General features: G+C 66.8%; 23 protein-coding genes. 3 read left to right on the forward strand and 20 right to left on the reverse strand.

Annotated features, from left to right (window positions below; genetic code table 11):
• Nucleotides 1-17: 17 nt before the first annotated feature.
• The 13 genes from ACO1BU_RS25190 to ACO1BU_RS25250 form a co-directional block, all read right to left on the reverse strand.
• Nucleotides 18-758 (reverse strand): chemotaxis protein CheB, encoded by a 741-nt coding sequence (locus tag ACO1BU_RS25190; RefSeq protein WP_424138730.1) that lies wholly within the window; start codon nucleotides 756-758, stop codon nucleotides 18-20.
• A gap of 37 nt (nucleotides 759-795) precedes the next feature.
• Nucleotides 796-3042 carry a hybrid sensor histidine kinase/response regulator gene (locus ACO1BU_RS25195; RefSeq protein WP_424138731.1) on the reverse strand — a complete coding sequence of 749 codons (2247 nt, stop codon included), beginning with the start codon at nucleotides 3040-3042 and terminating at the stop codon, nucleotides 796-798.
• Nucleotides 3039-3761, reverse strand: a complete 723-nt coding sequence (locus ACO1BU_RS25200; RefSeq protein WP_424138732.1) for a chemotaxis protein CheW — start codon at nucleotides 3759-3761, stop codon at nucleotides 3039-3041. Before ACO1BU_RS25200 ends, ACO1BU_RS25195 begins: the two co-directional genes overlap by 4 nt.
• Nucleotides 3758-5011, reverse strand: coding sequence for a CheR family methyltransferase (locus tag ACO1BU_RS25205; protein WP_424138733.1), 1254 nt, complete (start codon nucleotides 5009-5011; stop codon nucleotides 3758-3760). The genes ACO1BU_RS25200 and ACO1BU_RS25205 overlap by 4 nt, the downstream gene beginning before the upstream one ends.
• Nucleotides 5011-5478: a chemotaxis protein CheW gene (locus tag ACO1BU_RS25210; RefSeq protein WP_424138734.1), complete on the reverse strand. Its 468-nt coding sequence runs from the start codon at nucleotides 5476-5478 to the stop codon at nucleotides 5011-5013. Before ACO1BU_RS25210 ends, ACO1BU_RS25205 begins: the two co-directional genes overlap by 1 nt.
• A 32-nt stretch (nucleotides 5479-5510) precedes the next feature.
• Nucleotides 5511-7151 carry a methyl-accepting chemotaxis protein gene (locus tag ACO1BU_RS25215; protein WP_424138735.1) on the reverse strand — a complete coding sequence of 547 codons (1641 nt, stop codon included), beginning with the start codon at nucleotides 7149-7151 and terminating at the stop codon, nucleotides 5511-5513.
• A gap of 304 nt (nucleotides 7152-7455) precedes the next feature.
• On the reverse strand, nucleotides 7456-7929 hold the full coding sequence (locus ACO1BU_RS25220) for a septal ring lytic transglycosylase RlpA family protein (RefSeq protein WP_424138736.1): 474 nt from the start codon (nucleotides 7927-7929) through the stop codon (nucleotides 7456-7458).
• Nucleotides 7930-8501: 572 nt separating this feature from the next.
• Entirely contained in the window at nucleotides 8502-10070 is a 1569-nt protein-coding gene (locus ACO1BU_RS25225) for a D-aminopeptidase (RefSeq protein ID WP_424138737.1), read from the reverse strand.
• Between the two features lie 93 nt (nucleotides 10071-10163).
• A complete protein-coding gene (locus ACO1BU_RS25230; protein ID WP_424138738.1) occupies nucleotides 10164-10568 on the reverse strand; it encodes a c-type cytochrome in 405 nt (134 codons plus the stop codon).
• Nucleotides 10569-10646: 78 nt separating this feature from the next.
• Entirely contained in the window at nucleotides 10647-11381 is a 735-nt protein-coding gene (locus ACO1BU_RS25235) for a c-type cytochrome (protein ID WP_424138739.1), read from the reverse strand.
• Nucleotides 11378-13141: a GMC family oxidoreductase gene (locus tag ACO1BU_RS25240; RefSeq protein ID WP_424138740.1), complete on the reverse strand. Its 1764-nt coding sequence runs from the start codon at nucleotides 13139-13141 to the stop codon at nucleotides 11378-11380. Before ACO1BU_RS25240 ends, ACO1BU_RS25235 begins: the two co-directional genes overlap by 4 nt.
• Before the next feature lie 4 nt (nucleotides 13142-13145).
• A complete protein-coding gene (locus ACO1BU_RS25245) occupies nucleotides 13146-13937 on the reverse strand; it encodes a gluconate 2-dehydrogenase subunit 3 family protein (RefSeq protein ID WP_424138741.1) in 792 nt (263 codons plus the stop codon).
• Nucleotides 13934-14365 carry a hypothetical protein gene (locus ACO1BU_RS25250; protein ID WP_424138742.1) on the reverse strand — a complete coding sequence of 144 codons (432 nt, stop codon included), beginning with the start codon at nucleotides 14363-14365 and terminating at the stop codon, nucleotides 13934-13936. The genes ACO1BU_RS25245 and ACO1BU_RS25250 overlap by 4 nt, the downstream gene beginning before the upstream one ends.
• 841 nt (nucleotides 14366-15206) lie before the next feature.
• Between ACO1BU_RS25250 and ACO1BU_RS25255 the strand changes: the two genes are divergently transcribed.
• On the forward strand, nucleotides 15207-16415 hold the full coding sequence (locus tag ACO1BU_RS25255) for an FAD-dependent monooxygenase (RefSeq protein ID WP_424138760.1): 1209 nt from the start codon (nucleotides 15207-15209) through the stop codon (nucleotides 16413-16415).
• Nucleotides 16416-16537: 122 nt separating this feature from the next.
• Here ACO1BU_RS25255 and ACO1BU_RS25260 read toward each other — a convergent pair whose 3' ends face one another.
• The 3 genes from ACO1BU_RS25260 to trxC form a co-directional block, all read right to left on the reverse strand.
• Nucleotides 16538-17560: a M48 family metalloprotease gene (locus ACO1BU_RS25260; RefSeq protein WP_424138743.1), complete on the reverse strand. Its 1023-nt coding sequence runs from the start codon at nucleotides 17558-17560 to the stop codon at nucleotides 16538-16540.
• Nucleotides 17561-17694: 134 nt separating this feature from the next.
• Nucleotides 17695-18624: a DnaJ C-terminal domain-containing protein gene (locus ACO1BU_RS25265; protein WP_424138744.1), complete on the reverse strand. Its 930-nt coding sequence runs from the start codon at nucleotides 18622-18624 to the stop codon at nucleotides 17695-17697.
• 7 nt (nucleotides 18625-18631) lie between these two features.
• Nucleotides 18632-19087 (reverse strand): thioredoxin TrxC, encoded by a 456-nt coding sequence (gene trxC, locus ACO1BU_RS25270; protein WP_424138745.1) that lies wholly within the window; start codon nucleotides 19085-19087, stop codon nucleotides 18632-18634.
• A 512-nt stretch (nucleotides 19088-19599) separates the two neighbouring features.
• Between trxC and ACO1BU_RS25275 the strand changes: the two genes are divergently transcribed.
• A complete protein-coding gene (locus tag ACO1BU_RS25275; protein WP_424138746.1) occupies nucleotides 19600-20106 on the forward strand; it encodes an Hsp20/alpha crystallin family protein in 507 nt (168 codons plus the stop codon).
• 141 nt (nucleotides 20107-20247) lie between these two features.
• Nucleotides 20248-20583: an SPW repeat domain-containing protein gene (locus ACO1BU_RS25280; RefSeq protein WP_424138747.1), complete on the forward strand. Its 336-nt coding sequence runs from the start codon at nucleotides 20248-20250 to the stop codon at nucleotides 20581-20583.
• 55 nt (nucleotides 20584-20638) lie between these two features.
• On the opposite strand, the gene ACO1BU_RS25285 is transcribed toward ACO1BU_RS25280, so the two are convergent.
• The 4 genes from ACO1BU_RS25285 to ACO1BU_RS25300 form a co-directional block, all read right to left on the reverse strand.
• Nucleotides 20639-21307: a MarC family protein gene (locus ACO1BU_RS25285; RefSeq protein WP_424138748.1), complete on the reverse strand. Its 669-nt coding sequence runs from the start codon at nucleotides 21305-21307 to the stop codon at nucleotides 20639-20641.
• The gene (locus tag ACO1BU_RS25290; RefSeq protein ID WP_424138749.1) at nucleotides 21304-21672 is read right to left on the reverse strand and encodes a hypothetical protein; all 369 of its coding nucleotides are present in this window, start codon (nucleotides 21670-21672) and stop codon (nucleotides 21304-21306) included. The genes ACO1BU_RS25285 and ACO1BU_RS25290 overlap by 4 nt, the downstream gene beginning before the upstream one ends.
• A 26-nt stretch (nucleotides 21673-21698) precedes the next feature.
• Nucleotides 21699-22514, reverse strand: coding sequence for an NADH dehydrogenase ubiquinone Fe-S protein 4 (locus tag ACO1BU_RS25295; RefSeq protein WP_424138750.1), 816 nt, complete (start codon nucleotides 22512-22514; stop codon nucleotides 21699-21701).
• Between the two features lie 1157 nt (nucleotides 22515-23671).
• Nucleotides 23672-25177 (reverse strand): right-handed parallel beta-helix repeat-containing protein, encoded by a 1506-nt coding sequence (locus ACO1BU_RS25300; RefSeq protein ID WP_424138751.1) that lies wholly within the window; start codon nucleotides 25175-25177, stop codon nucleotides 23672-23674.
• Nucleotides 25178-25190 lie beyond the last annotated feature (13 nt).

The raw sequence follows: 25190 nt of genomic DNA on the forward strand, positions 1-25190 counted from the left end.
CCTCGGCGGGAGGTCCTTTAGACCTCGCCCCGCGGAGGGGGGGTGTCGCGGCGCCGCGAGACCGATTTCATCGCCAGATGCGTTTCGTGGGCGGCGAGAAGCACGGTTCCCGGCACTGGCGTGTCGCCTTCCTGGGCCAGCCGAACCGGCAGGGCCGAGTGGCCGCCGAGCCAATCCGCCATTCCGGCGGTGAAGCGCTCATCGACATGCTGGACGATAACGACCGCGGCCGGGAAGTCTTGCGGCAATCCGCGCAGCACCGTCGCGAGGGCTGCGGGCCCGCCTGCCGAGGCACCGATGGCCACGAGCGGGTGGCGGGCCGCCGGGGCCCTGGCGGGTAGGACCAGGCCGGTTGCGCTGCGGTCGGTGACCAGCCGGCCGATGGTGGAGATCTTGCGCAGGAGTAATGCGGCGTCCCGGCGCGGATCGCCGGTGCTGATGGAAGGCGTGTCCACCGCGTCGAGTGCGCCATGTCCCATCGCCTCGAAGACGAGGGAGGTGTGGGCATCCACGCTCGCGGTGACCAGCAGAATGGCACAGGGCGTCTCGGCCATGATCCGGCGCGTCGCCTCCACGCCATCCATTCCCGGCATCACGAGATCCATCAGCACGAGATCGGGAAGGTCCTGGCGGCAGAGGGCCACCGCTTCCTCACCTGTGCCGGCGATCCAGGCCACCCGGTGCTCCGGCACCGTGGTCACCACCCGCCGCAGGACCTCGGCGGCCATGGGCATGTCATTGACGATCCCTATCCGCATCGTGCCGGATCCATGGCCTTCCCTGGCTCGCCGCCCGTCATGGCTTCGCCTCGCCGATCAGATCCGCGACAGCCTGGACCAGGCTCTGATCCTGGAAGCTACCCTTGGTAAGGTAGTAGTCGGCCCCGGCCTCCAGGCCCCGGCGCCGGTCCTCCTCGCGGTCCTTGTAGGACACGATCATCACCGGGATCTCCCGTAGATGCGGATCCTTGCGGATCAGGGTGACCAGTTCAATGCCGTCCATCCGGGGCATGTCCACATCAGTGATGACGAGGTCGAACCGGCCGGACCGGGCAGCATTCCAGCCATCCATTCCGTCCACCGCGACCTCCACCTCATAGCCATACTGGCTGAGCAGCTTTCGCTCCAACTCCCGAATCGTGAGGGAGTCATCCACCACCAGGACGCGCCGGCGGCGTTCCCCGGCAAGGGGCTGGGCGATGGTGACCTTGCCCAGGCGGCCGGCCGCGCTGAGCTTTTCCACTCCGCGTAGCAGGTCTTCCACGTCGAGGATCAGCACGGGCGAGCCGTCCTCCATCAGCGCGGCCGCGCTGATCCCGGCGATCTTGCCAAGGCGGGGATCCAGCGGCCGGATGACGAGCTCGCGCCGTGCAAGCAGGCGGTCCACAGCCAGGCCATAGCTGTTCCGCTGGTCGCCGATCACGACCACCGAAATTTCGTCCCCCATGGCCACGCCGGCCGCACCGCCGAGAAGCTGCTGTGACGCCACCAGGCTGATCTGGCGGCCCTCCAGCCGGAAATGCTGCTGGCCTTCGAGGACCTCGATGGAGGTCCGGGGCAGCTTGAGCACGCGCTGGATGTTGGCCAGCGGCAGGGCGTAAGGCTCGCCCGTGATCTCGACCAGCAGGGTGCGCACCACCGACAAGGTTAGGGGCAGCTCGAACTGGAAGCGCGTCCCGAGGCCCGGCTCGGTGATGACCCTGACCACGCCGCGCACCTGCTTCGCGAGGTCCTGCACGGCGTCCAGACCGACGCCGCGCCCCGAGATCTCCGTGATGGTGGTCTTCATGGAGAAGCCGGGTAGGAAGAGGAATTCCAGAAGTTCCGCCTCACTCAGCTGGTCAACCGTTTCCGGCACCGCCAGGCCGCGGGCGATGATGGCGGCACGCAGCGTGCCAAGGTCGATCCCCCGTCCGTCGTCGGCGATGATGATCCGCAGCATTCCGGCATGGTGGCAGGCCTCTGCCCGGATTACGCCTTCCTCGGGCTTGCCCTCGGCGCGCCGCTCTTCCGGGGCTTCGATGCCGTGGTCGAGGGCGTTGCGCAGGAGATGCCCGAGTGGCGCGTCCAGCCGTTCCAGAATGTCGCGATCGACCAGGGTGGCGCCGCCGATGATCTCCAGCCGGGCCCGCTTCCCCAGTTCATGGCCGAGGTCGCGGACTGTTCGCGCATAGCGCCGGACCCCATCCTCGAAGGGGCGCATGCGGCTGGTCAGCGCTTCGTCATAGAGGCGGTGAGCGAGCTGCATCGCCCGCCGGTCGAAGGTCTCGAACTCGGCCAGGCGCTCCGCCAGATACTGCTGGCACTCCGTCAGGCGCTGGCGTGCCTCGGCCAGGCCGGAATGCACCTGTTCGCTGGCGCCTTCGGACAGCAGCAACTCCCGCACGCCATCGAAGGCCCGGGCCGCATCGAAATGGAGGCGACGCAGCCGCATCAGCCGGTCGTTGAAGGGGCGCAGCCGGCGCGCCTCCATCAAGGATTCGCCGGCCAGGCCCAGGAGCCGGCTGAGGCTTTCGGCCGTGATCCGCAGCATGCGGTCGGCCTCGCTTCCCTCTACGGCAAACGCGGGGCGAGGTGTGGAAGGGCGTGCCGCATCGCCGCTTACGGCTTCGGCCGGCGCCGGCGAGTTGACCGTGCCGGGCGCGGAAGTGGGCCGGTTCAGCGCGGCGACCAGCGCGTCCACCTCGGCCTGGGCCTGCCCGGCTGCGGCGGGATCCTCTGCTGCGGCAATCGAACTCAGCAGATCGACACCGCGCAGCAGAAGGTCGATCTGCTCGCGCTGCAGCACCAATTTCCCGTGCTGCGCGGCGACGAAAAGATCCTCCATCGCATGGGTGAGGTCCACGGCCGGGGTCAGGTCGATGATCCGGGCCGCGCCCTTCAGGGAATGAGCCGCCCGCATGCAGGCTTCCAGATGCTCCGCGGCGATCGGGTCGCGCTCCAGCGCGAGCAGCCCGGTCGTCAGCGTCTGGGTGTGGGTCTCCGTTTCGAGCCGAAACAGGTCGAGCAGCGAGAACTGGCTATAGTCCTCTCCGCCACTCATGTGATGTTTCTGTTCAGGCTGTCGAGAAGAATGTCCCCATCGAGGCAACCCACGGTGCGGGATTCCCAGGAGAGAACCTGGCGGGTGTAGCTGGAAGCCGCCCGGCTGATAGTGGCGGGTGGCGGCTGAAGGCTATCGGCACGGCAACGATGAAGGCCGTGCACCTCATCTGCCGGGAAGACGAACCGATCGGAATCACGGCCGATGACAAGCAGCCTCTTCTGCGTCGCGATCTGCCGCTCCGTGCGCGTTTCTCCGCTTGGATCCAGCCCCAGTAGCAGCGCCAGCGAGACGCAGATCAGGAACTCGCCATGGATGTTGGTAATCCCGAGAACCACCCCGCTGCGCCGGTGCGGCAGCGAGCGCACGGGCCGCGGTTCCGCCACCTCCTGCAGCAAGGTCGCTGGCAATGCCAGCCATTCGCCGCCGAGCCGGAAGATCATCAAGGACAGGATGGCTTGCGCGCGTTGCTCCCGTTCCCCGGCAAAGTTGAGCGAGACGGCGGACAAGGCGCTGCCGCGGGCGACATGCCCGGTCCACTCGGCGAGGTATCCTTCGGGGGGCGGACGGTCCAGCAGGGCGGAGGCCGCCGAGGCATGGGTCGGACAGTTCCGGCAATGCGCGTGCCGCCGCAACTCCGGGCAGGATCCATCGCCGCTCGCTCCGATCCGTTGCCAACAGGGGTCGATGCCCGATATCGCCTCAGGCGCCATGCTCATCCACCACCGCCAGCCCGCCTGGCCGAGCGTTGCATGCGCTCACGCAACATCCTGGCGCCGCTTCCATCACCGCTCTGTTCCAGGAGCAAGGACAGGTGGACCAGCGCTTCCTCGTGATGGGGAGCGAGATAGAGCGCCTTCCGATATTGTGCGATCGCCTCCGCCCGGCTTCCGGCTGAATCGCGCAGCAGGCCCAGCAGGTAGAAGGCATCCGCCGAGGGGCCGTTGTCCCGCAGAAAGGCTTCACACTGCTGCACGGCTTCGGACAGGTGGCCGCCATCGGCAAGGCGCCGGGCCTCCTCGAGGCTTGGGCGACGGAGGGGGGGCTCGGGCATAGCCGGCCGCGCGACAGGGGCGGGCACAGGGCGGGGTTGGGGCGCCTTCCGGACCTGCTGCGCCATGGGCCGCAGGAAGGGCCCGGGAAGCGGGGCAGGGCGGGGCGGCGGTGGGGCGGCTGTGGCCGGTGCCTCCGGCGCCTTGCGGAAGGCGAAGGCCATGGGCAGCTTCATCCAGACGAAATCCTGCCGCGATGGCAGCGCCGTTTCGGAGGGGCCCAGGAACAGGAACCCACCCGGCGCCAGGAGGCGGTGCAGGATCTGCAGTGCCGTGTCCTGCGTCTTCCGGTCGAAATAGATCAGGACGTTCCGGCAGAAGATGATGTCCTGGCTTCCGCTCGGCGGCAGGGTGGCCGGATCGAGCAGGTTGCCCTGCTGGAAGCGGACTGGCCGACGCACCACCTCGGATGGACGGAAGCCGCCCTGGAGCGGCTCGAAATGCCTATCCCGGAAACTGAGATCGGTGCCCCGGAACGCGTTTCGCCCGTAGATGGCGCGCTGCGCCTGGGCGATCGAGCGGCTGCTGATATCGACCGCGTCGATTCGGAAGCGGTCGGGCGGGATGCTGCCGTCCAGCAGCGCCATGCTCATGGAATAGGGTTCTTCACCCGTGGAACAGGGCAGGCTGAGGAGCTTGACGGGCTGGATGCCACGCAGGTCCTCGCGGACAAGGCGGGCCATCGCGTCCAGGGCACCCCGGTCCCGGAAGAACCAGGTCTCCGGCACGATCACCGTGTCGATAAGCTCCTGCAACTCCGCCGGGGATTCCCGGAGCCGGACGTGATAGGCTTCGAGATCACTCAGGTTGCAGGCGGCCTGCCTTGCGCGCACGGCACGGCCTATGGCCGAGTCGCCGATCGTCGCGGCATCCAACCCGATCGCCGCCTTCAGCAGTGCCTCGATCTCGGCGAGCATCACGCCTCTTCCGTCAGGTCATGGAACAGCATCTCCTTCACCGCCTCGGGAAGCAGCTTGCGAGGGTCGATCCATTGGATCAGGCCATGTTCGCCATCCGCCAGAACCGGGCCCAGGAAGGAGGTTCCCGCTTTTCCCAGGCCCGAGGTCACAAAATCCCCGGGATTGCGGCGCAGCGTATTGGTCGCCTGCTCCAGGATCAGGCCGAGCCAGCGTGGCGCCCCGTCAGGTCCCGCATCCCGCATCAGCACGATTCGGGTGCTGAGCTTGGGTGGGGAAGGCCGGCCGAGTGCAAACATACTGAGATCGAGGACAGGCACAGGGGATCCACGGTGGTTGATAAGCCCGGCAATGCCGGTGGGGGCGCCGGGCAGGGCCTTGATCCGAACCAGCGGCAGCACCTCGCCGATGCGGCTGGCTTCCAGCGCGTAGAGGTCCTCGCCCAGTCGGAACAGCAGGAAGAGCAAGGTTGCAGCCCTCCGTTCTTGGAACGCTGCCGCTATGCCTGCAGTTTGAAGCGGGAGACGCTGCCGCGCAGCCCGGCGGCTACCTGGTTGAGCTCGTCGATGGCTTGGCTGGATTGTTGCAGTGACTCCACTGTCTGGGTCACAGCATCGCCGAGCTGGGCAAGGGCATCGCTGATCTGCCCGGCGCCCACGGCCTGGGCCTGCATGCCCTCGCTCACGGTTTCGAAGCGTGGCGCCAGTCCTTGCACATGCTCGATGATATTCGAGAGCTGGCCGCCGACCTGCTGGATCTCCTGCATGCCGCGCCGGACCTCCTCCGAAAACTTGTCCATGCCCATGACCCCGGCCGATACGGCGGACTGAATCTCCTTCACCATCTGCTCGATGTCATAGGTCGCGACCGCGGTCTGATCGGCTAGGCGCCGGATCTCCGTCGCGACCACGCCGAAGCCCCGGCCGTATTCGCCGGCCTTCTCCGCCTCAATGGCGGCGTTGAGCGAGAGGAGATTCGTCTGGTCGGCCACCTTGGTGATGGTGGTGACCACCTGGTTGATGTTGCCGGCCTTTTCGTTGAGCACGCCGAGCTTCGCGTTGATGGAGCCAGCCGCTGCGGCGATCTGCCGCATCATTTCTTCCATCCGGATGAGGCCCGCCCGGCCCTCGCCGGCCATGCTCGCCGTTTGCTCGGCGACTGCAGAGACATCTTCCATGGTCCGGACCAACTCCTTCGAGGTGGCCGAAATCTCGCGCGAAGTGGCACCGATTTCGCTGGTCGTCGCGGCAATCTCACTGGCCGTTGCCTGCTGTTCCTTGGAGGTCGCGGCGGTTTCGGTGATGGAGGTGCTGACCTGGATGCTGGACCGCTGGATCTGGCCGATCAGCCCGGTGAGGTCATCGACCATCCGGTTGAAGGCTGAGGCAAGCACCCCGAATTCGTCGTGCCGCGACAGCTCGACCCGGTGGCTGAAGTCGCCGTCCCGGACCTGTTCCGCCGAGGCGACAAGGCGGTCGAGAGGTGTCGTGATGGCACGGTAGAGAAGATAACCGCAGAAAAGGGCGAGCAACGAGGCCATGCCCAGACTCACGGCCATACTGAACTGCATCAAGTTGCTGGACGCCGTGATTTCCCGCGTCGATTGGTCTGCCTCGCGCTTGCTGGCATCCGTCAGTTCCTGCAAGGCGGCCTGAAGGCGGTTGTTGACCGGAACCAGCCTTGTCTGAAGCACCGAGCGAGCCTCGCTGTCCCTGTCCTCCCGGCTGAGGCGGAGAATTTCCGTCTCGGCCGAGGTGAAAGGCTCCTCCAATGCGCGGAGTGCCGCGAAGCGCTCCCGCTCACCATTCTCGCGGTGCAGTTCCTCGTAGATCCTCGACAGGCGCTGAAGGTCGGTCCGGTTCGACTGGAGGCGCCTCTCGGTTTCCTGTCGGGCGTCGCCGCCCTCGAGAAGCACATGCCCCTCCAGAAGGGAGAAACGTTGTGCCCACCCGCTCATGAGCTGACCGCTGGTGTAGAGGGTTGGGGTGGCCTTTTGCTCAACCCGTTCTGCTTCCAGTTCGATCTGCGCGAGCCGGAAGTAAGCGATCCCCCCCATTGTCATCATCGCAGCGAGCACGACGGCGAAGCTTCCGATGACGAGCCAGCGAATGGAGATCTTGCTCACGCCGTTCTTTCGCATCGGTTTTTTGCCATCTGACTTTTGAGCCGCCGCCAGGGCATGAGATCCGCCTGGATGTCGACCACTGGCCGGCGGTTCCGGGGAGATCTGACCTGGATCAGCTTACTTGAGCGCTACTATAAATTGCGCTTGGCTGACAGTGGCTCAACTGTATCGTAATGAACGGCAGGGCCGCAGGCTTTACGTGGGCCACATGGGCAGCCTGCGGATATATTCAGGTCGCCTGACAGGAATGTGCCGTTCCCCAAGCTTCCTCGGCTCACATGATCGGCCGATGGGGAGGATCCCAAAAGGGCGTTAGGCCTTACCGATTGGCCCCGGCGCCGCGCCGGGTGCTGCCATCCCGTTGTGGCACCTCGACCGGCGCGATCTCCACAGGGGCGACCCCGTCCCTGGTCATGCCGAGCTCCTGGGCCGTGCGGGGGCTGACATCCAGGATCCGGTTGCGGACATAGGGGCCACGATCCTCGATCTCCACGGTCGTCGTGCGCCCTGTCTCCAGATTCTTGACCCGCGCTGTCGTTCCGAGCGGCAGGGTCCGGCTGGCGGCGGAGTTCGAGTTGTTGGCAAAACGTTCCCCGTTGGCCATCTGCTGCCCATGGAACCGGCGGTGGTAATGGGACGCCCGCCCCCGCTGAATCCGGCCGGAGGTGTCGTCACCTGGCCGGGCCCGCTCCTCGCGAGGATTCCGGTCCGCGGCGTAAACCGGCGTGGCGATGCCAGCGGTAAGGGCGGCCATGACCGCGCAAACCATGAACAGGGTTCCCGTTTTGCTCACGCATGGACCTCCGTGTTTTCGTTCCCCAAGGGAAGCTGAGATCGGGCAGGGCCTGCCGGGGTACGCCTCACGGCGTGGAGCAGGACAGGCCGGGTGCCGTCCCGGCCGTGAGAGGCTCCGCCGAGGGGCAAGGATCCGCCCTCCGTTCCGGCGCCGGTTACCGTTGCGGCACGCAGGCTTTACGAACGCCAGGGTCCGAGCGTCGTTGCAGGACAAGGTATACCGGACGGCTCGGCCGGGTCATGCCGGCCGGTCAACGGAACGTCTTGGCCGATTGGCCATCGGTTGATCGAAAGTGAAAAAAAAGGCGGGGCCCGAGGGTCCCGCCGAGTTTAGGGAGGAAACGTCCAAGAAAGCGGCAGCCGGGAAGACCAAGCTGCCGTGGCGCCCAAATAGGATGTGGAGTGTCCCCGCTCAACCACCATTGTTGCAGTGCAAGGTCGACAAAAGATCAGGGCTTCGGATCGGGGGTATTATCCGGCCGGGGACCACGTGGGTGATGGCAGGGCGTGCCGGTGGCGGTTCGGACTGTCAGAGCTGGGGTTCTGCAGCGGGGCGGGTAAGCCGGCAGGCTAAGGCGCGCAACCGATCCGTTCATAGGCCAAACGCCTGGCCAGCCAGCAGCCGACATCGACGCCTGTGGGCCGGCCTGCCCCGTCGCGCCGAAAGGCGAGGGTCCAATCGCCGGGGGGCGTATGGTCCAGGGCGCGAGGGCAGGGCAGGGCCCACAGATCCGCTCCCACCGGGTCGAGCAACTCCATCCGGCCTTGCCCGAGCATGCCGGAGAAGCCGCCATAAAGCGCGCCTCCGGCGTCAACCACGAGCAGTTCCGCACCGAGCTCGGAGCAGAGATAGCGGCCGGTGATGTCCATCGCCGGCGTTCCGTCGCAGGGGTGAAGGCGTGAGGACTGGTTCTCCTGCGGGCGGTCCATCCAAAGCCCGCCCTGGCCAGGCCGCAGTCGGGTCCGCTCACGCCCGGCCGTGCCATCCGGCCGCAGATCCAGCCGCTCCGCCGAATGGCCGTAGCGCAACCGGACCTGCCCTTCCGACGCCATGTCGATCCGGACGGCGAGGCCGGTTTCCGGTTCGACATAGGCGCCAAGCCAGTCGGGGGCCGGCATGGCGGCGGCTGGCGGCCGGTCTTCGTCCAACACAGCCGCCAGCAGATCCACGGCGGCCGCATGGGCATCCGACAGATGGTTGAACATGACGACGATGGAGATCCGCTCCGAGGGCACATACATGCGGTGGCTGCGCCAGCCACGAAGTGCGCCGCCATGGCCAGTGACGAGGCGGCCGAACTCGGTTCCGCGCCCCAGGCCGAAGCCGTACTCGGCCGGGTTTCCATCGGCGAAGTGCACTGGGGCGGAGAGGCGGCTGTAGATCGCATCCGCCCTGTCGCGCGTCGCGTCGATATGGCGCTCCCAGGCAATCATGTCGTCCAGGCAGGCACCCAGCCCGGCATCACCGGTCCAGAGGATACGGTTCTCGGCGGCGCGGAAGCCGCCGGCCTGGGTTCCCTCGTAACCCTCCGTGCCGTCCGGCATGGCACGGGTATCGGCCGCAAGCAGCGCCCCTGTCATGCCTACGGGGTCGAAGATGCGGGCCCGTAGAAGTTCAGCGAAACCGCGGCCGGTACGCTCCTGCAGGATGTCGGACAGGATGCGGAAGTTCTGATTGACATAGGAATAGCGCGTCCCGGGCGTGAAATGCAGCGTCCGGGTGCCGGCGATCACGCGGCCGGCCTCGCTCTCGCCAAACGGCGCCTCGGCGGGGGAGCCGTGCAGCATCGCCACGGCCCAGTAGTCACGCAGGCCCGACTGGTTATGGCAGAGCTGGAGGAGACTGGGCGGAGCCTGCTCCAACTGAGGCAGGCGGGCACGCACATCGCCGTCCAGGGCCGTGGGATCGGGGAACGCGTCCAGCAGCACGGCGCAGGTGAACTGCTTGGTGATGGAGCACATGCGGAACAATGTCCGCGGCGTAAAGGGAATGCGCCGTTCGGCATTGGCCCAGCCCCAGGCATGCCGGGCCAGCACCTCGCCGTCCCGCAGGACGGCGACGGCACCGCCCGGGCCAGGATAGGCCCGCGGCAGGGCCTCCAGGCAGCGATCAAGGCGGGCAGGGCGGGGAACCGTCATGAGTTCCAGTTTCGAGCCCCGGAGGCGAGGCGTAAAGCGATGGCCCCGTCCGGCACCGCCATATGGCGAACCGCCTGCCCGGTAAGGGTTTAGCTACTGGCTCTGTTGCTGAAGATAGGCGATCAGGTCGGTCAACTGCTGTTCGTTGCGCAGGCCAGGATAGGCCATGCTGGTTCCCGGTACGACGGCACGGGGATTCTGCAGATAGGGGCGAAGATTCTCGACCGTCCAGGTCCAGTCTTCCTTGCCCTTGGCCACCATGGCCGGCGAATAACGGAACCCCTCGACCGAGGCCGCCTTGCGCCCGACCACGCCGTGCAGGTTCGGCCCGACCCCGTTGCGCCCACCCTGCTCGATCGTGTGGCAGGCGCGGCATTGGTTGAAGACCCGCTGTCCTGCGGTGGCGTCCTGCGCCGATGCGGACCCCGGCTGAAGGACAGCCACGGCCGAGCACAGGCCGAGAAGAAGGGATCCGGTTTTCAGGATTCGAGAGGTCATGAGAGATCCTTGTCCTGGCTTCCGCAACGGCGGGGCCCGGTGGTCCGGGCGCTCCGCCTGTTTCGCGCCACGACTTGCCTAACGCAACCGGGGCGGCCGCGATGCCTCCAGGTAAGCAGAAACTGCTTCGATTTCCGGGTCGGTGAGTCGGTGCGAGATGTCCCGCATCACGGCTGCGACGTCATTCTTCCGTGTCCCGTCGCGGAAGGCCTGGAACTGCGCGCGGGCGTAGCTGGCCCATTGTCCGGCCAACCGCGGCGCCGCCGGATCGAGGCCCAGCGCATTCGGGCCGTGGCAGTTGGAGCAGTTCTGAACACCGCGTTCGGGCATGCCGACATTCACGATGGTCCGCCCGGTCTGCAAGGCCTGCGCATCGGCCTGCTGAGGAGGCTGCTGCTGGGGCAGCGTGTCCGTGAAGGCCTGCGACCCGTAATAAGCCGCGACATCCTGGCGTTCCGCGTCCGAGAGACCCTGGGCGATCATGCTCATGATCTCATTCTGCCGCGCGCCTGAGGCGTAATCCGTGAGCTGCTTGTAAAGATAGTAAGCCGACTGCCCATCCAGTCTTGGGAAAGCATCCGTGCCGTTTCCGGCGCCGTTCATGCCATGGCACTGGGAACAGGGCAGGGCACCGCTCGCGGTGCCCTGTTCGACGATGTCATGACCGCGCTGCACACTGCCCGGCATCGAGGCCGGAGCGGGCTGTTGCGCGGCCTGGGGCGGAACCCCGGTAGACGGGGGACGCTGGTTCTGCGCCTGACCGGGCCCGATGAGCAGGGCCGTGACCGTGAGGGCGGCGGCGAAGCGCTTCATGCCGGCACCAGCGGTTGGCCGGGGTTGCGGAGATAGCGGTCGCGGATCGCCGCTGCCGTCCAGTAGGCCAACGCGCCAACCGTGTCGGTCGGGTTATAAGTGGCGTTCTGCGGGAAGACGGTACTGCCGGTCACGAAGACGTTGGGCGCGTCCCAGGATTGGCAGAAGCGGTTCACCGCGGTTTCACGGGGATCCGTGCCCATGATCGCCCCGCCCGTGTTGTGGGTGGTCTGATACGGCACCACGGACCAGGGGGTGGTGCGCCGCCCCGGCACGATCTGGCGCGCGCCCATCCGCTTGGCGATCTCCACCGCGCGGTCATTCACGTAGTTGGCCATCCGTACGTCGTTCTCGGGGAAGTCGAAGGTGATCCGCAGCAGCGGCTGGCCATAGGCATCACGATAGGTGGGGTCCAGGTCCACATGATTGCTGTGGGACGCGTTGGACGCACCGTGGCATTGCAGGCCGCCAGTGTGGTTGTAGTGGCGGGCGACGGCCTGCTTCCACCCGGTGCCCCAACGCGGTGTACCGGGCGGCGTTGGATGGAACTCGATCGGGCGTGCGCCGGTCGTATAGGCCGCGATATAAGCGCCGCCGACGAAGCCCAGGCCGGCGTGGTCGAAATTGTCGCCGGAATAGTCGTCGATCACTGTGCCCAGCGCGCCGGCACCCATGAACTGGTTCAGGTTCACGTTCTCATCATAGAAGAGCGAGACCGCGCTCATGGTCTGGTAGCAGTAGTTCCGCCCGACATTGCCGCGCCGCGTCGCCGGGTCATAGGGCGTGCCGATGCCGGAGAGCAGCATCAGCCGGGCATTGTGAAAGGCGAAAGCGGAGAGGACCACCAGATCGGCGGGCTGGGTAACCTCCTCGCCCGTCGCGACATCGATATAGGTCACGCCTGTCGCATGCTTCTTGTCGGGTGTCAGGTCGACGCGCAGCACATGCGAGCCCGTGCGAAGCTCGAAGTTGGGCTGTTCCTTCAGCTTGGGCCAGACGGTGGTCTGCGGGCTGGACTTGGCGAAATGCTCGCAGCCGAAGCGCTCGCAGTAGCCGCAGACCATGCAGGGCTCCAGCCTAACACCCTCCGGGTTGGTATAGCCGCGGGTGAGGTTGGAGCTGGGCACCTGGTAGGGGTTATAGCCCAGCTCCATCGCCGCCTTGGCGAAGATGGCGCCGAGATAGGCGGGTTGGGTTGGCGGGTTCGGGTAATCCCGCGACCGGGGACCCTCATGGGGATTGCCGCCCGGCCGAATGGTGCCGTTGACATTACCTGCATAGCCGCAGGTGCCCAGCAGATACTCGAACCGGTCATAATGCGGCTCCAGATCCGCATAGGTCAGGCCCCAGTCGCGGATCGCCAACTCGCCCGGCACGAAGTCGCGGCCGTATCGGCGGTCGTGGTGGCTGCGCAGCTCGAAATCAGACACCTGAAAGCGGAAGGTCTGGCCGTTCCAGTGCACGCCGGCCCCGCCCAGATCCGTGCCCGGCAGGAAGCTGCCGAGCTGCCGCATGGGCAGCGCCGCCTGGTCCGGCTTGTTCCGGACCGTGACGGTCTCTTTCGCGATGTCCTGCATCAGGCCGTAGCGCACGGCATAGGCCAGCTCGTCATGCATCGCCGGTGACTGGAAGTCGGGCACCGTGTCGCGCGCCCGCCCACGCTCCAGCCCCACCATGCGAAGGCCGGAATCCTTCAGCTCCCGCGCGATGATGGAGGCGACGAAGCCGACGCCGACGAAGACGACGTCGGTTTTGGGCATTGTTCTAGCCATGCCGATGCTCCCCGGCGCCGTGGCCCTCCGCCTGGTGGGCGTGGCCGATGGAGAGCGGCTCGCGCTCGAAATGCATGCCGTGATGGGTGTAGAGTTGGAGATAGGCGGCATAGGCGCCGGGGAAGCCGATCATGCGCCAGCCCACCATGTCGCGGTTGCCGGCATAGATCGGGTCGGCGAAGAAGCCCTCGATTGTATTGGCGAGCAGGGTTTCGAAGAAATAGGCGGAGCTGAATCCGCCGCAATCCACCCGGCCGTTCTCCAGGTCGCGCAGATAGGCGTCCCGCTGCTCCGGCGTCGCCCGGGCGAAGTCGATGTTCTTTGTGCCGAGGTCGCGCAGGATGGCCGCGAGGGAGGTCCGGTAGAGCTGGGAGGGGTTCAGGGCGAGTTGGTAGCCCTGGCTCGGCAGTCCCTGCGCCCAGGGGCCACTGGCGTAGAAGCGCGCTCCCTGTCCGTAGGCGCCGGCAAGTTGCCCGTCGATATAGGCGGGAACGCCTGCCCAGAGCGCGCCGGGCCAGTTGTCGTCATCCGGGATCAGCCGGTCCACCGCCGCTTCGATGAAGCCCGCCTCCGCACCGTTCAGGAATCGGTAGGGCGGGCTTTGCGGCCGCTGACGGGCCGCGCCGCCGGCTCGCCAGGCGGCCACGGTTCCAGGCTCCGGCGACGGCTGGGGTGCCCGGGCCGCGGGTTGGGCGGCTGCCGGAAGCGACACCACGGCGCCAAGGCCCGCTGCCCCACGGAAAAGGCCGCGGCGTGCGACGTCGGCCGGATCGCCGGCGCTCATGGCGTGGCTCCCGCCGGCGGGGCGGGTGGTCCGGGCAGCCGCTCGCAGCGGGTGCGGGCGTTGCGGTCGGCGATCTCCTCGCAGGACAGGCGCGTGGGCCGCGTCAGTTCGACCATGCCTGGCAGGACAAGACCGCCGCCCCGTTCCTTGGGAACCGCGACCGGCACCGGCAGGGGCTGCACGCTCGGCCCTGAGGGCACGGTGACGGCGGAGATGGAGGAAAGTAATGGTGGTGGATGCGCCGTCGTCTGCGGCCCCATCGGGGAGGTCACGCTGTCCTGCCCCTGTGCAAGCGCGCCACCCAGGCTCAGCAGCAGAAGGGGAATGGCCCCGCCAAGAGAGTGAAGCGATCGGAAAGGGCGGCGCGTCCCACCGCCTGGGCCTGGAGATTGTCCTGCGACCCAGCTGCCTACCATGATGGCGCTCATGCACGGCTCCGCTTTTCCGATCCGCGGCAGAGATGCCATGTCGCGGTGAGCCACACTCCGTACGGAGCGATGAGGGCGCCCTAACCGGGGTTAATCCGGGTGTGAATCCTTGATGTCGTTTAATGCGCTCGACGCCGGATCACCGGACCGTGTTTGTCTCGCGCCCTCGTCGTCGGCAGCCGCGAGTACGGCCGTCCCGATTTCGGCATCTTAGTCCAGGGTGACCTTTGCTGCGCGCATCACCTCGGCCCAGCGCGAGAGGTCCGATGCGATACGCGCCCGGAGCGTCTCGCGGCTGGTGCCTTCCACGGAAAAGCCAGTCTGTTCGAGTCGTGCGGGTCATAGCCGGGACGCGGCATGAGCACGGGATTGATGGTCATCACGCCACTGGCCCCGACAAACAGAGTGTGCCCATCCGGCGTGGCGCGCGCGACATACTGGGCGGAGACGCTGCCTCCCCGCGCCTCGTCGATTGTCGACGACGATGGACTGCCCCAGCGCGGCCTGCATCGGTGCGGATAGCGCGCGGGCCAGCACGTCGGAGGGCCCGCCCGGTACGAAGGGCACGACGATGCTGATCGGGCGGCTGGGCCAGGGATCCGCTGCGAGGGCATTGCGGCCGAGGGGCGGCATGGAGGCGAGGAAGAGGAATATCCGGCGGTCCATTTGCGCGATCCCGTTCTGCTATGGGGCGCAAGGGGCAACGAACGTGCCAGGAGGTCGCACGATAAGGGATTTCGATCTTCCCCCCGACGTTCTTGCGTTGGCCGCCTGCGCGGGGGGCAAGACAGATTTCACGCCCTATCGCGTCGCCCCCTACGGGAAGGCGCCATCACTGCATGTGGATGAACCAATAAGAACACAGGCCGGGATCATCGGGGCAGGACCCGCAGGCCTGTTCCTTTCGCATCTCCTGAAGGCGCAGAGGACCGAGTCGGTGGTCCTGGAGGCGCGCAGCCGGCCCTATGTCGAGGGACGCGTGCGCGCTGGCGTGCTGGAACCTGGCACGGTCGGGACGATGGCCCGCCTGGGCCTGGATTCCCGGCTCCGGCGGGAAGGGCTGATCGATGAAGGGCTGGACATGCGCTTCCGCGGCCGCACCATCCATCTCAACCTTCCCGGCCTCACGGGAAAATCCGTGATGATCTACGGCCAGCAGGAGGTGGTGAAGGACCTCATCGCCGCGCGTCTGGAGGCCGGCGATCCGCTGATCTTCGAGGCCCAGGTGACGCGGATCGAGGGAATCGAGGGTGAGCGCCCGCGCCTCCACTATACCCAGAACGGCGAGGAGCGGGTTTTGGATTGCGACTTCGTCGCAGGCTGCGACGGGTATCATGGTGTTGGCCGAACGGCGATGCCGCAGGACCGCATGACGCAATGCGAGCAGTCCTATGGCTTCGCCTGGCTTGGCGTGCTCGCCCGGGCGCGGCCGATGGCGGATATGACCTATTCAAACAGCGACCGCGGCTTCGCCCTCTGCAGCCGTCGGTCCATGCAGGTGTCACGTCTCTACCTTCAGGTTCCCGCGGAGACGAATCCCGAGGACTGGTCAAATGATCGCTTCCTGCATAACGAGATGATCCGCGATGTGCTGACTGCGCTTCATTCGGAAGGGCAGACGGGCGCGCGCTGGCTCTACGCCCCCTTCCGGTGGCGCATGTTCGAGCGCATCGGCCAGACCGGCCGCGAGCCGATCTGGGTGCCCTGGGATCCGGCCCCTGGGCTGGAGGCCTTCCGGGTGACCGGCATGCTTGGGGTCCATGCCGATGAGTATGAGACCGCCGCGATCATGCGCTACCACCCGGAGACGGTGGACTACGATGCCCTGCGCGGCCTGGAGCCGACGAATCTCACCCTGGCCGACCTTCAGGAGTGGAGGAAGGGTGGTGCTTCAGCGCGTCGCATTACGTCCGATGGCTATTTCGGCGCGCCCAATCCGGTCGATCCCGATCTCTGGCGGCACTATGACGAAACCGCACGGTTGATGGCGGCTGCGATTGTTTCCGAGCGGATGGCTGCCGGGGGCCACATTTCCGGCCCTGGATCCTGACACCGGCTTGAGTAGCGGCCGGGGCATCACCGGGTGAGGCGCCCCAGGCATCAAGCCAAGACTTACAGCGGAGGCTCAGCGGGCCCGACCGGCGGGTAGCCTGATGCCTCTCGCGGTGCCGGTCAGAGAAGCCACCGGCGGGCCAGCCGTTGCATCGGGCGCTGCCCCCCGGATTGCGGAAGCCATAGGGTCTCCCGCGGAATCCAGCCCCAATCGGGCAGCGCCACCCGCACGGGCGCGACCGTGGCCGCCAGGCGCTCTATCCGTTCGTCGATGCGGGGATGCGTCCTGAACCAGCGGAGCCAGCTTGCGCCCCGCGCGGCCATTCGCTCCCAGTCATCACCCTGCAAGCGCTGTAGCCGGGCCAGCGCAGCAGAAAGGGCCACCGGATCGCCGGTGAGCTCCACGGCCCCGGCATCGGCCAGGAACTCCCGCCGGCGGGCCAGGGACAAGGTCAAGAGGTCGCTCAACACGGGGGCGCCGATGAGCAGCACCACCGCGAGGGGGGACGGTGCCGCCCCCAGTGTCCACAGCACGGGCAGCCAGATGATCAGCAGCACCGTGCCCAGGCCTGCCATCGCCCGCGTCATCGCCGCGGCCGCTGCGGCATGGCGCATGACGGAGGCGTCGCCATGGCGGATATGGGCCACCTCATGCGCCAGCACGGCCACCAGCTCGCGCGCCGACAGGGCATTCAGCAACCCAGTGGTCACCGCGATCGCCGGCGCGTCGCGCCGGCCGGCGGCCATGGCCTGCAGGCTGCGCGAGGGGATCAGGTAAAGTGCGGGACGGCGCAGGAGATCCGCGCGCCGTGCCAGTTCCGTGGCTGCCGCGAACAGCCCCGGTGCCTGCTCGGGTGTCAGCCGGATGGCGCCGAAAGCGTGGCGGAAGAGCCGGTCGCCCGGGGCGGGATCAAGCAGTAAGAACAGCACCGCCGCACCGGATGCGAGGACGAGACCCTCGGGCCCCGCCACCACCAGCCCGGTTGAGCCCGCGAGGATCACGAGGGTGAGAATGAGTAGCACCGATTGCAGACGGTTCAGCTGGCGCTGCCGGGCCAGCGCCGCCGGGTCGAGGCGCCAGCCCGCTATGGCCGTCCGCGTCGGGCGGCTGTAACTGAAGCGCAAAGCTGGCCTGCGGCTCATCCGGTCCATGTGGGGAAGGGGGGCAGCGCCCACCCGCCACACATGGCAACCGGCAGAGCCGGGTTCTGCGAGCCGCCCGGCCGTTGTGGAGAGCGCTGCGAGGGCTGGAATAGCAATTCGCGGAATCCGGACATTCAGCTTTCCATTCCCAGGCGCGGATTATGGGCCTTCCCTGCGGCCCAGCCTGCGGCAAAGGCTTCCAGCTCCGGATCGCGCCCGTTCGGAAGCACGACCTTCAACGTGATATAGGCGTCGCCGCGCGAGCCGTCCGGCCGTGGCACGCCACGGCCCCGCAGCCTCAGCACCGTACCGGTGTTCGAGCCTTTCGGAATGGAGACGGCAACCGGGCCTGTCGGGGTCGGCGCCTCGGCACGTCCACCGAGCACCGCCTCGGACAGGCTGATTGGCAGTTCGAGGTGGATGTCATTGCCCAGGCGGGTGAAATACCGGTGCTCGCCTACCTCCACCTCCAGCAACAGATCGCCAGCCTGAGCGCCCCCGATACCGGGCCCGCCTCTGCCGCGCAGGCGGAGCACCTGACCGTCCTGCGTGCCGGGAGGCACCGTGACATCGACGGTCCTTCCATCAGGTAGTGTGACCCGCTTGGTGGTGCCGTTCACCGCCTCGAGAAAGTCCAGGGTCAATCGGCCGCGCAGGTCGCCACCGCGTATCCGGAAGCGCGAAGTACCGCTTGCCGTGCCGCTGCGGTGCCCGAACACGCTGCCCAGCAGGTCGTCCATATCCATCATGCCCGCGGAGCCGGTTCCAGGGGGGGACGGTCCATCCCCGGTCATGTCGAAGGCGTCGTGATGATGGCGCGGCGGCGGTTGCGGCCGAGCCTCACCCGAGGCGTCGATTTCGCCCCGGTCGAAGCGTTCTCGCTTTTCCGGATCGCCCAGCAGGTCGTAGGCGGCCGACAGGCGCTTGAAGCGCTCCTCGGCTGCACGGTCCCCAGGGTTCAGATCCGGGTGCAGCTTCCGGGCGAGGCGGCGATAGGCACGGCGGATATCCTCCTGCGATGCCGACCGGCCAATGCCCAGAATGTCATAAGGGTCATCCTTCACGACAGCCTCACGAAGCCCGACGGACCTCGCCGCCCGCGGCACGGGCCCAGTCGATGATCTGGCGCGCGCGCATGGCGCCCGCACGACGCGCTACTTCCTGGCCTCCGGCGAAGAGAACAAGCGACGGAATGCTGGAGATCCGCAGTTCCGACGCCAGATGGGGCGCCTCCTCCGTGGAAATCTTGATCAGGCGCAGCTCTGGTTCGAGGCTGCGGGCGGCCGCCTCGAACTCGGGGGCCATGACCTGGCAGGGGCCACACCAGGACGCCCAGAAGTCGACCAGCAGCGGCAGGTCGCTTTGGCGGAGATGCCGGCGAAAGCGTTCCTCCGACAAACCCAGCGGGCGTCCTTCGAACAGCGGCGCGTGACATTCGCCGCATCGCGGCGCCTCCCCCAGGCGGGCCTGCGGAACCCGGTTGATGGTATCGCATCGCGGGCATGGCAGCTGGATGGCGTTGCTCATGGTTTCCTTTCTGATCGGGCGTGGCTCAGCTCAGTCATGGGTCTCATCCGGGTAGGGGCGCATGGCCGCCTGTGAGCCGGTGCCTTCTGCCGGGGCCAGGCGCCAAGAAGGCCCTCTGTTGCTTTGTTTCTGGGTTTACGACCTGCTTGCTTCAAGACGCGCGGCGGTATGACGTTGCTCTTGCAGCCCCCTCTTGAAACAGGGCGCGACGTTCATAGCTCCGAAGGTGCCAAGCGCCTCTTGAGGGCTTGGCGCCCGGGTGTCGGCTGTGGCGCCCGGCGTTCCTCGCATCCATGTTGCTCGCTTGAGGATGTGGCCAGGGGAGCGATGAAGTCCGAGCGTGGGGGCCGGAACTTGCCGGCCTCGATCGTTGCGCCGGGCCGGTCATGGCGGTGCAAGACCGCCGAGCTTCCTCACATCTGGGGCTCATCTTCTGCAGGGCTGGGCGAGGATGCCCGCCGGGCGATCCGCCCCCTGCCTGGGATCCACGTCATGATCCAGGAGATGAAGCCATGAACATGATGAGCATGCGTGAACTCATGCCCTGGAGCCGAAGCGGGTCGCGCTCTCCCGCGATGTTCCGCGGCGATACATTGAGTCCCTTCGCCGCGCTCCAGCAGGAGGTGAACCGTCTTTTCGACGAGACAATGGGAAGCTTCGGCATGCCGGCGGTTGGAATCGGCTTCGGTGCTGGTTGGCCGTATGCGGAGATGTCGGAAACTGACAAGGAATTCCGTGTCAGCTTCGAGATCCCGGGCGTCAATGAGAAGGATGTCGAGGTCCTGCTCGAGGGCAATGAGCTGATCATCCGCGGTGAGAAGCGGAGCGAGACCGAGGACAAGGAGCGCCGCTTCACCGAGCGCTTCTACGGTCGTTTCGAGCGCCGCATCCCGCTCGGCCAGGACATGGAGGCGGACGGCATCCGCGCGGAGTGCCGGAACGGTGTTCTGACGGTGACCGTGCCGAAGTCGGCCAGGGTCGAGCAAAAGGCGAAGCGCATCCCGGTCAGTGCGGGATGACCGCAGCCTTGGGAACACATCAGGGCAGTATGGGCCTGGCGGAACCGTACGGGGCCGCGGTTTCCGCCGGCCGCCCGGCATGATGATCCGTGGCCCCTGGATGGAGATGGTGCAGTGATCATGCATTCTGAATCAAAGGCCATGACCGCCGGCACCCAGCTCGTGCTCGCGGCGGTGCTGTTCCTCACCCCCTGGATGGCCGGCTTCGCCGGTGAGCAGACCGCTGCCTGGACGGCCTGGATCACCAGTGCTGCCGTGGCGCTGGTCGCGATTATCTCGCTTGTTGGGCATGCCTCTCTGGCGCCCTGGATAAACCTGGCGCTGGGCGTCTGGGCCATCGTTGCGCCTTGGGTCATGGGGTTCGCCACCATGGCCCCCGCGATGTGGAGCCATGTTGTTCTCGGAGCGGCAGTGGTTCTGGCCGCCGCAGCCGAACTCTGGCTTGAGCACCGGTCGCCTCCTCAGGTGCATGCCTGACGGCCGCGGATGGGCCGGGGATGATCCATCCCCGGCCCTTTTGCTTGTCCGCCGCTCAGCCCAGGCTCCCCAGCTCTGGCGGCAGCGCGGGGCGCGCAGCCGAGATCAGGCCAACGGCCTGAAGGCCATCGAGCATGAACTGCACTGCGAGTGCGGCCAGCAGCACACCCGAGACACGTGCGACCACGTTCACGCCGGCAACGCCGAGCAGCCGCATGAGTCGGCCGGCCGCCAGCATCGCCGCGAGCGTAAGACCCATCACGAGGGTCAGCATGAGCAGCACGATGCCGACCGTGGAGGCGGAGTGCGCCCTGTCCATCAGCAGGACAACGGCCGCCATGCTGCCGGGCCCGGCGATGAGCGGAATGGCGAGCGGCACGACTGCAATGTCCCGGTTTCCCTCCGCTTCCCGTTCCTCGCCCGGTGTCAGCGAGGACAGGCCGCTCGGCCTTGCGAAGACGAGGTCAATGGCGAGCAGAAGCAGCAGCACGGCCCCGGCGATGGTAAAGGCTGGCAGGCCGATGCTGAGCCAGTCGAGCACCGCCGCCCCGCCGAAGGCAAAGGCGACCAGCACCAGGGTGGCAATCCCGCAGGAGGTGATGGCAAGGCGCCGGCGCAGTTGCGCGCTCGTGCGCCCGGCCAGAAGCGCGAAGACGGACGCCACCTCCAGCGGCCCAATCGTGGCGAAAAGCGTGGCGAATGATGTTGCGGCGATATCCTTCACGGCCTCACCATTCCAGCGGTTACTTCCTCTGACACCACACCCGGTGGCGCGCCGAAAAGAAGCCGGAGCAGCAGGGCGGCAGCCAGAAGCACCGCGGCTTGGTCCCAGGCGCTCAGCCTGTTCTGGAAAAGACGCTCGCCCCGCAGCAGGGCTTCAAGCGCGCTGCCATGGGCGGCCAGCACAAGGAGCTCCGCGGCCACGAGGGGAACCAGCGGGGGAGGCGCGAAGGAGGCGAGGCAGAAGCAGGTGGCGGCGACCAGCCCGAGGATCAGAAGCCGGTCCAGGTTCGGGTTGCCCTGCGGTGCTCCGTGATCCGCGCTGCCCTGTCCCAGCCTCCACCAGTCTCTGGGGTCGAAGGAATGCATGGGGGATCTCTCCCAGAGACATCCGATCAGGCCGCGAGCGCCAGATCCGGCACGGCTGGGATATGTGTGGGAAGCTGGCGCGGGCTCGGCGCAACCCGCGCCACGCTCACCTCGCGCAGCGCGTATTGCGCGGCCAGGACTTCCTCCAGCCTGGACGACTCGCCCGTTTCGGGCATGCCCTCGGTCTGGGCGGCTTCGATCAGCCGTGCGTCATGCTCCCAGCGGGCCAGGATTTCGCGCTTCTGCTCCGGTGTCAGCCGCGGATCCGCCACCACCTTCATCGGCTCCTTGAAGACCGCTGCCGGATCAAGCAGCGCGATGTCGATGTCCGCCTTCCCAGCATCATGGTCATCGCAGTTCTTCGCCGTCATGTCCGTGTAAGCCGACCGCCCATCCCAGATCCAGGGCAGCGACGGATCGGCCCGGACTGCCACGTCGTCGGCCGGAGCGAAGGCGGCGGCCCTGTGGCACGCGTCGGCGGTTCGTGGCTCGCAAACCTCGAGGCTCAATCCCTCGCGTCGGGCGTAGTCCTCGGCTGCGCGTCGGCTTGGGAACCGAAGTGTCAGACTTGCAAGGGGGTCGCTGGCGCCCCACCAACCCGTCAGTGGGTCGGTGCGGCCACGCCAGCGCGGTGGGAATGTCAGGATCCATTCCTCCGCGCGCTTTCCGCCCGTCATGCCAGTTGCACCACAGCGTTTGGTGAGCCGTGCGACCGCGCCTGCCGGCAGGGCGCATGACACCAGCCGCAGCCCCTGGGCCGGCTCCCCCTGTTGATGAAGTGATGTCGTGGCCGGCGCCGCGCACGCGGCTGCGGGCGCGGTGCCGGTAAGCACACCGCTCATGGATGTCATCTCCTCATGAAAGGGCGGCAGCACCGGCCAGGCTGCGCCGCCCGGTCTTGTTACATCAGGCGACCCCGCGGGGAGCAGAGAGTCCGTGCCCGGTTTCACGGTCATTCGACCGCGCCGCGCCATGCGGCGGTGAAGTCTTCCTCGCCCCGTCTGCCAGGGGGTGAAGCAGCAGCCCCGGCCACTGCCCGGAATTCAAGCCCCGCCGGTACAAGGGGTTACTATTGAGCTCGGTCCTCATCTCCACATCCTCCTCTCGAAGCAACATGGACACGAGCGGTGCCGAGCGCCGGCACCGACCGCCAGGCCCCATACGGGCGCCCCTTGCCTTGTTTCTGGGTGTACGGCCCGCATCCTTCAAGACGGACTGGTCGCATCCTGCTCAGCCCCAGCTCTGCGCCACTTTCGCTGAGGTAAAGGGGGGGGTGTTCAGGGCGTTCTCCGGGCCGAGTGAACACGCCGGAATGGTTCTCGATGCAGGGCCGAATGCCCTGAAAAATCGGCGCACGCCACGGGGCAGGACCGCCCGGAGGCCATGAGGCGGGGCCAAGCGCCGTTACGAGGGCAGGTTGGAGCCCGACCTGGCACGTCTGGTGTGCATCGACGAGCGCTGGGCTCCATCCGATATGCTCCTCACGCGACCGGTATACCGCTGACCCACCGCGACCATGCCGGCGCCGTGACCTTCGCCACCGGCCATACGCGGGACGGCCGGCTCGATCTCGGCATCACCGCCCTTGTCCGGCCGGGCCAGGCGCTCGCCATCCATATGGGCGTCACCACCCTGCCCGCGCTGCGGGAGGGGCTTGTACGCGGCCGGCATGGCCCCGGACACCCCCGCGGCCCTGATCGAGGCCGGCGGCACCGTGAGCCAGCGCGTGCTGCGCGATACGCTGGACGGCAGCGTCCGGCAGGCACCGGGCCAGTGAGGATCCTGGTCGGAACGGTGGCGCGGGAAGAACAAGCTGCCGCCTGCGGCTCATGGTTCCCCCGAGCAATCGGCGAGACTGCCGCCGGTACCGTGGAGGTGGTTCAGACCGTCCTGGAATGACAGCTGCTTGCAGGTGCGTTCATCCAGCCGCCTGAAGCAAGCGGTCGCCTGTCGCATGAGGCACCGCTCCTCGGCTCCGGGAGTTGCGCCAAGGCCAGGATCAGGGGCAGCAAGCGCTAGATATCCTTCCGGCCGCCCGGTCACCGGTGGTGCTCTCACACCCCGTGCCGGCCGTTTCCCTACGACCGCTAGCTTCCAGCGCGGTCCTTCTGTCCAAGCCCGCCCTTGCCAAGCCCTTCACAGTTCCCGGATCCGGCGTGGCAGTCCGCTGCTGCACAATCAGCCTGCTGCCACGCTCTGAGCGCTCGTTCACATCGGCCCAAGATCGTACCCCCGCTCCGAACTCCCAGTGCCGGCCCGAGGCAGTTCTGACGATGTACTCGTTGTTCTCCCAGGTATTTCTCCAACGGATCGCAACCGCCTTGTTGACATTGGTGGTAAAGCCATTGATGCCGCCCGAGTCCAGATGGACAATTGTATTATGGGAAATCACGTTGTTCCGCGTATCCCAGGGGCCCAAAATACCAGTGCCTCTGTTCTCGTAGACCATCGTAATCCCGTTTCCGACACCGGTGCCAACCTCCACATAATTGCACCGTGCGTGAACATCCTGCGCATTCTGAATCAGGATCTGTGAGGGTGTGAGATGTGCGCGGCCGGCCTGTCCGTTCCGCAGAAGCACATTGCCTTCAATGACGGCGCGATAGGAGATCTCATGCATGATGCCGCTTTGCGTATTCTCCACCACCAGGTTCCCAACATACCGGGTTCCCACCATGTCGATGTCGCCCCACAGGCCGACGCCGTCATTGTGGTGCACGTAGTTGCCGATCATCGTAACATCGCGTGAGACCGCAATCTTGACGCCACCGGCTTCCCAGTACACGTCATATCCGGCGTAATTGTTTCCAAAAATCTCCACGCCTTGAATGATCGCGCCGTGTGCTGCCCCTCCGCCAATTCCTAGTTGCCCATTCTGATAGACACGCCCGCCCTCCACCAGGAAGCCCTCACCAATGTTAAGGCCGGATCCGTGATTCCAGCGGACAACGAGGTTACTGAGCCTCCAATTCTTCCCACTATGGCCATGGACTGCGCCTTCCTGTGGTGCCGTGGCGTATTTCTCGATCGTCAGGCCCCGAATCGACAAGTTCTGTGCATTGCCACCGATCGCCAGAACCTCACGACTGATCTCGATTTTTCGGCCTGAGGGAACGATGCCCAGCACGGCCTCATGAGTCTGAGCGTCATAGAACCACGTGCCGGGACCTGCCTCGTAGATCGACGCGACACGTCGGTAGAGAGTGTCGTCGACGAACAAATCCTCCCGATAAGCCCCGAGTTCCGCGCCGGGGCCCATTGGGCCGCTTGGCGGTAGCGCATATGCTGGAAGCCGCGCCCGCCAAGTGGCGCCGCTCCGTCTCCATTGACCGAGCACAACACCGCCGCTGAGCACGGCGCCCCTTTCGCCGATGAGAACCTGCCCATCTCGAGGAACAATGCCGCCCGTCCGATAGATCCCTGGCGCGAAGCGAAAGACACTGCCCGGCGGGCTGGCGCTGATGATCGCCGGGACGTTCATGGAGGGGTCCAGCGGGATGTCCACAATGGTCTCCTGA

Origin of the sequence: Roseomonas chloroacetimidivorans, assembly GCF_049629625.1 — a bacterium.
Classification (GTDB): domain Bacteria; phylum Pseudomonadota; class Alphaproteobacteria; order Acetobacterales; family Acetobacteraceae; genus Roseomonas; species Roseomonas chloroacetimidivorans.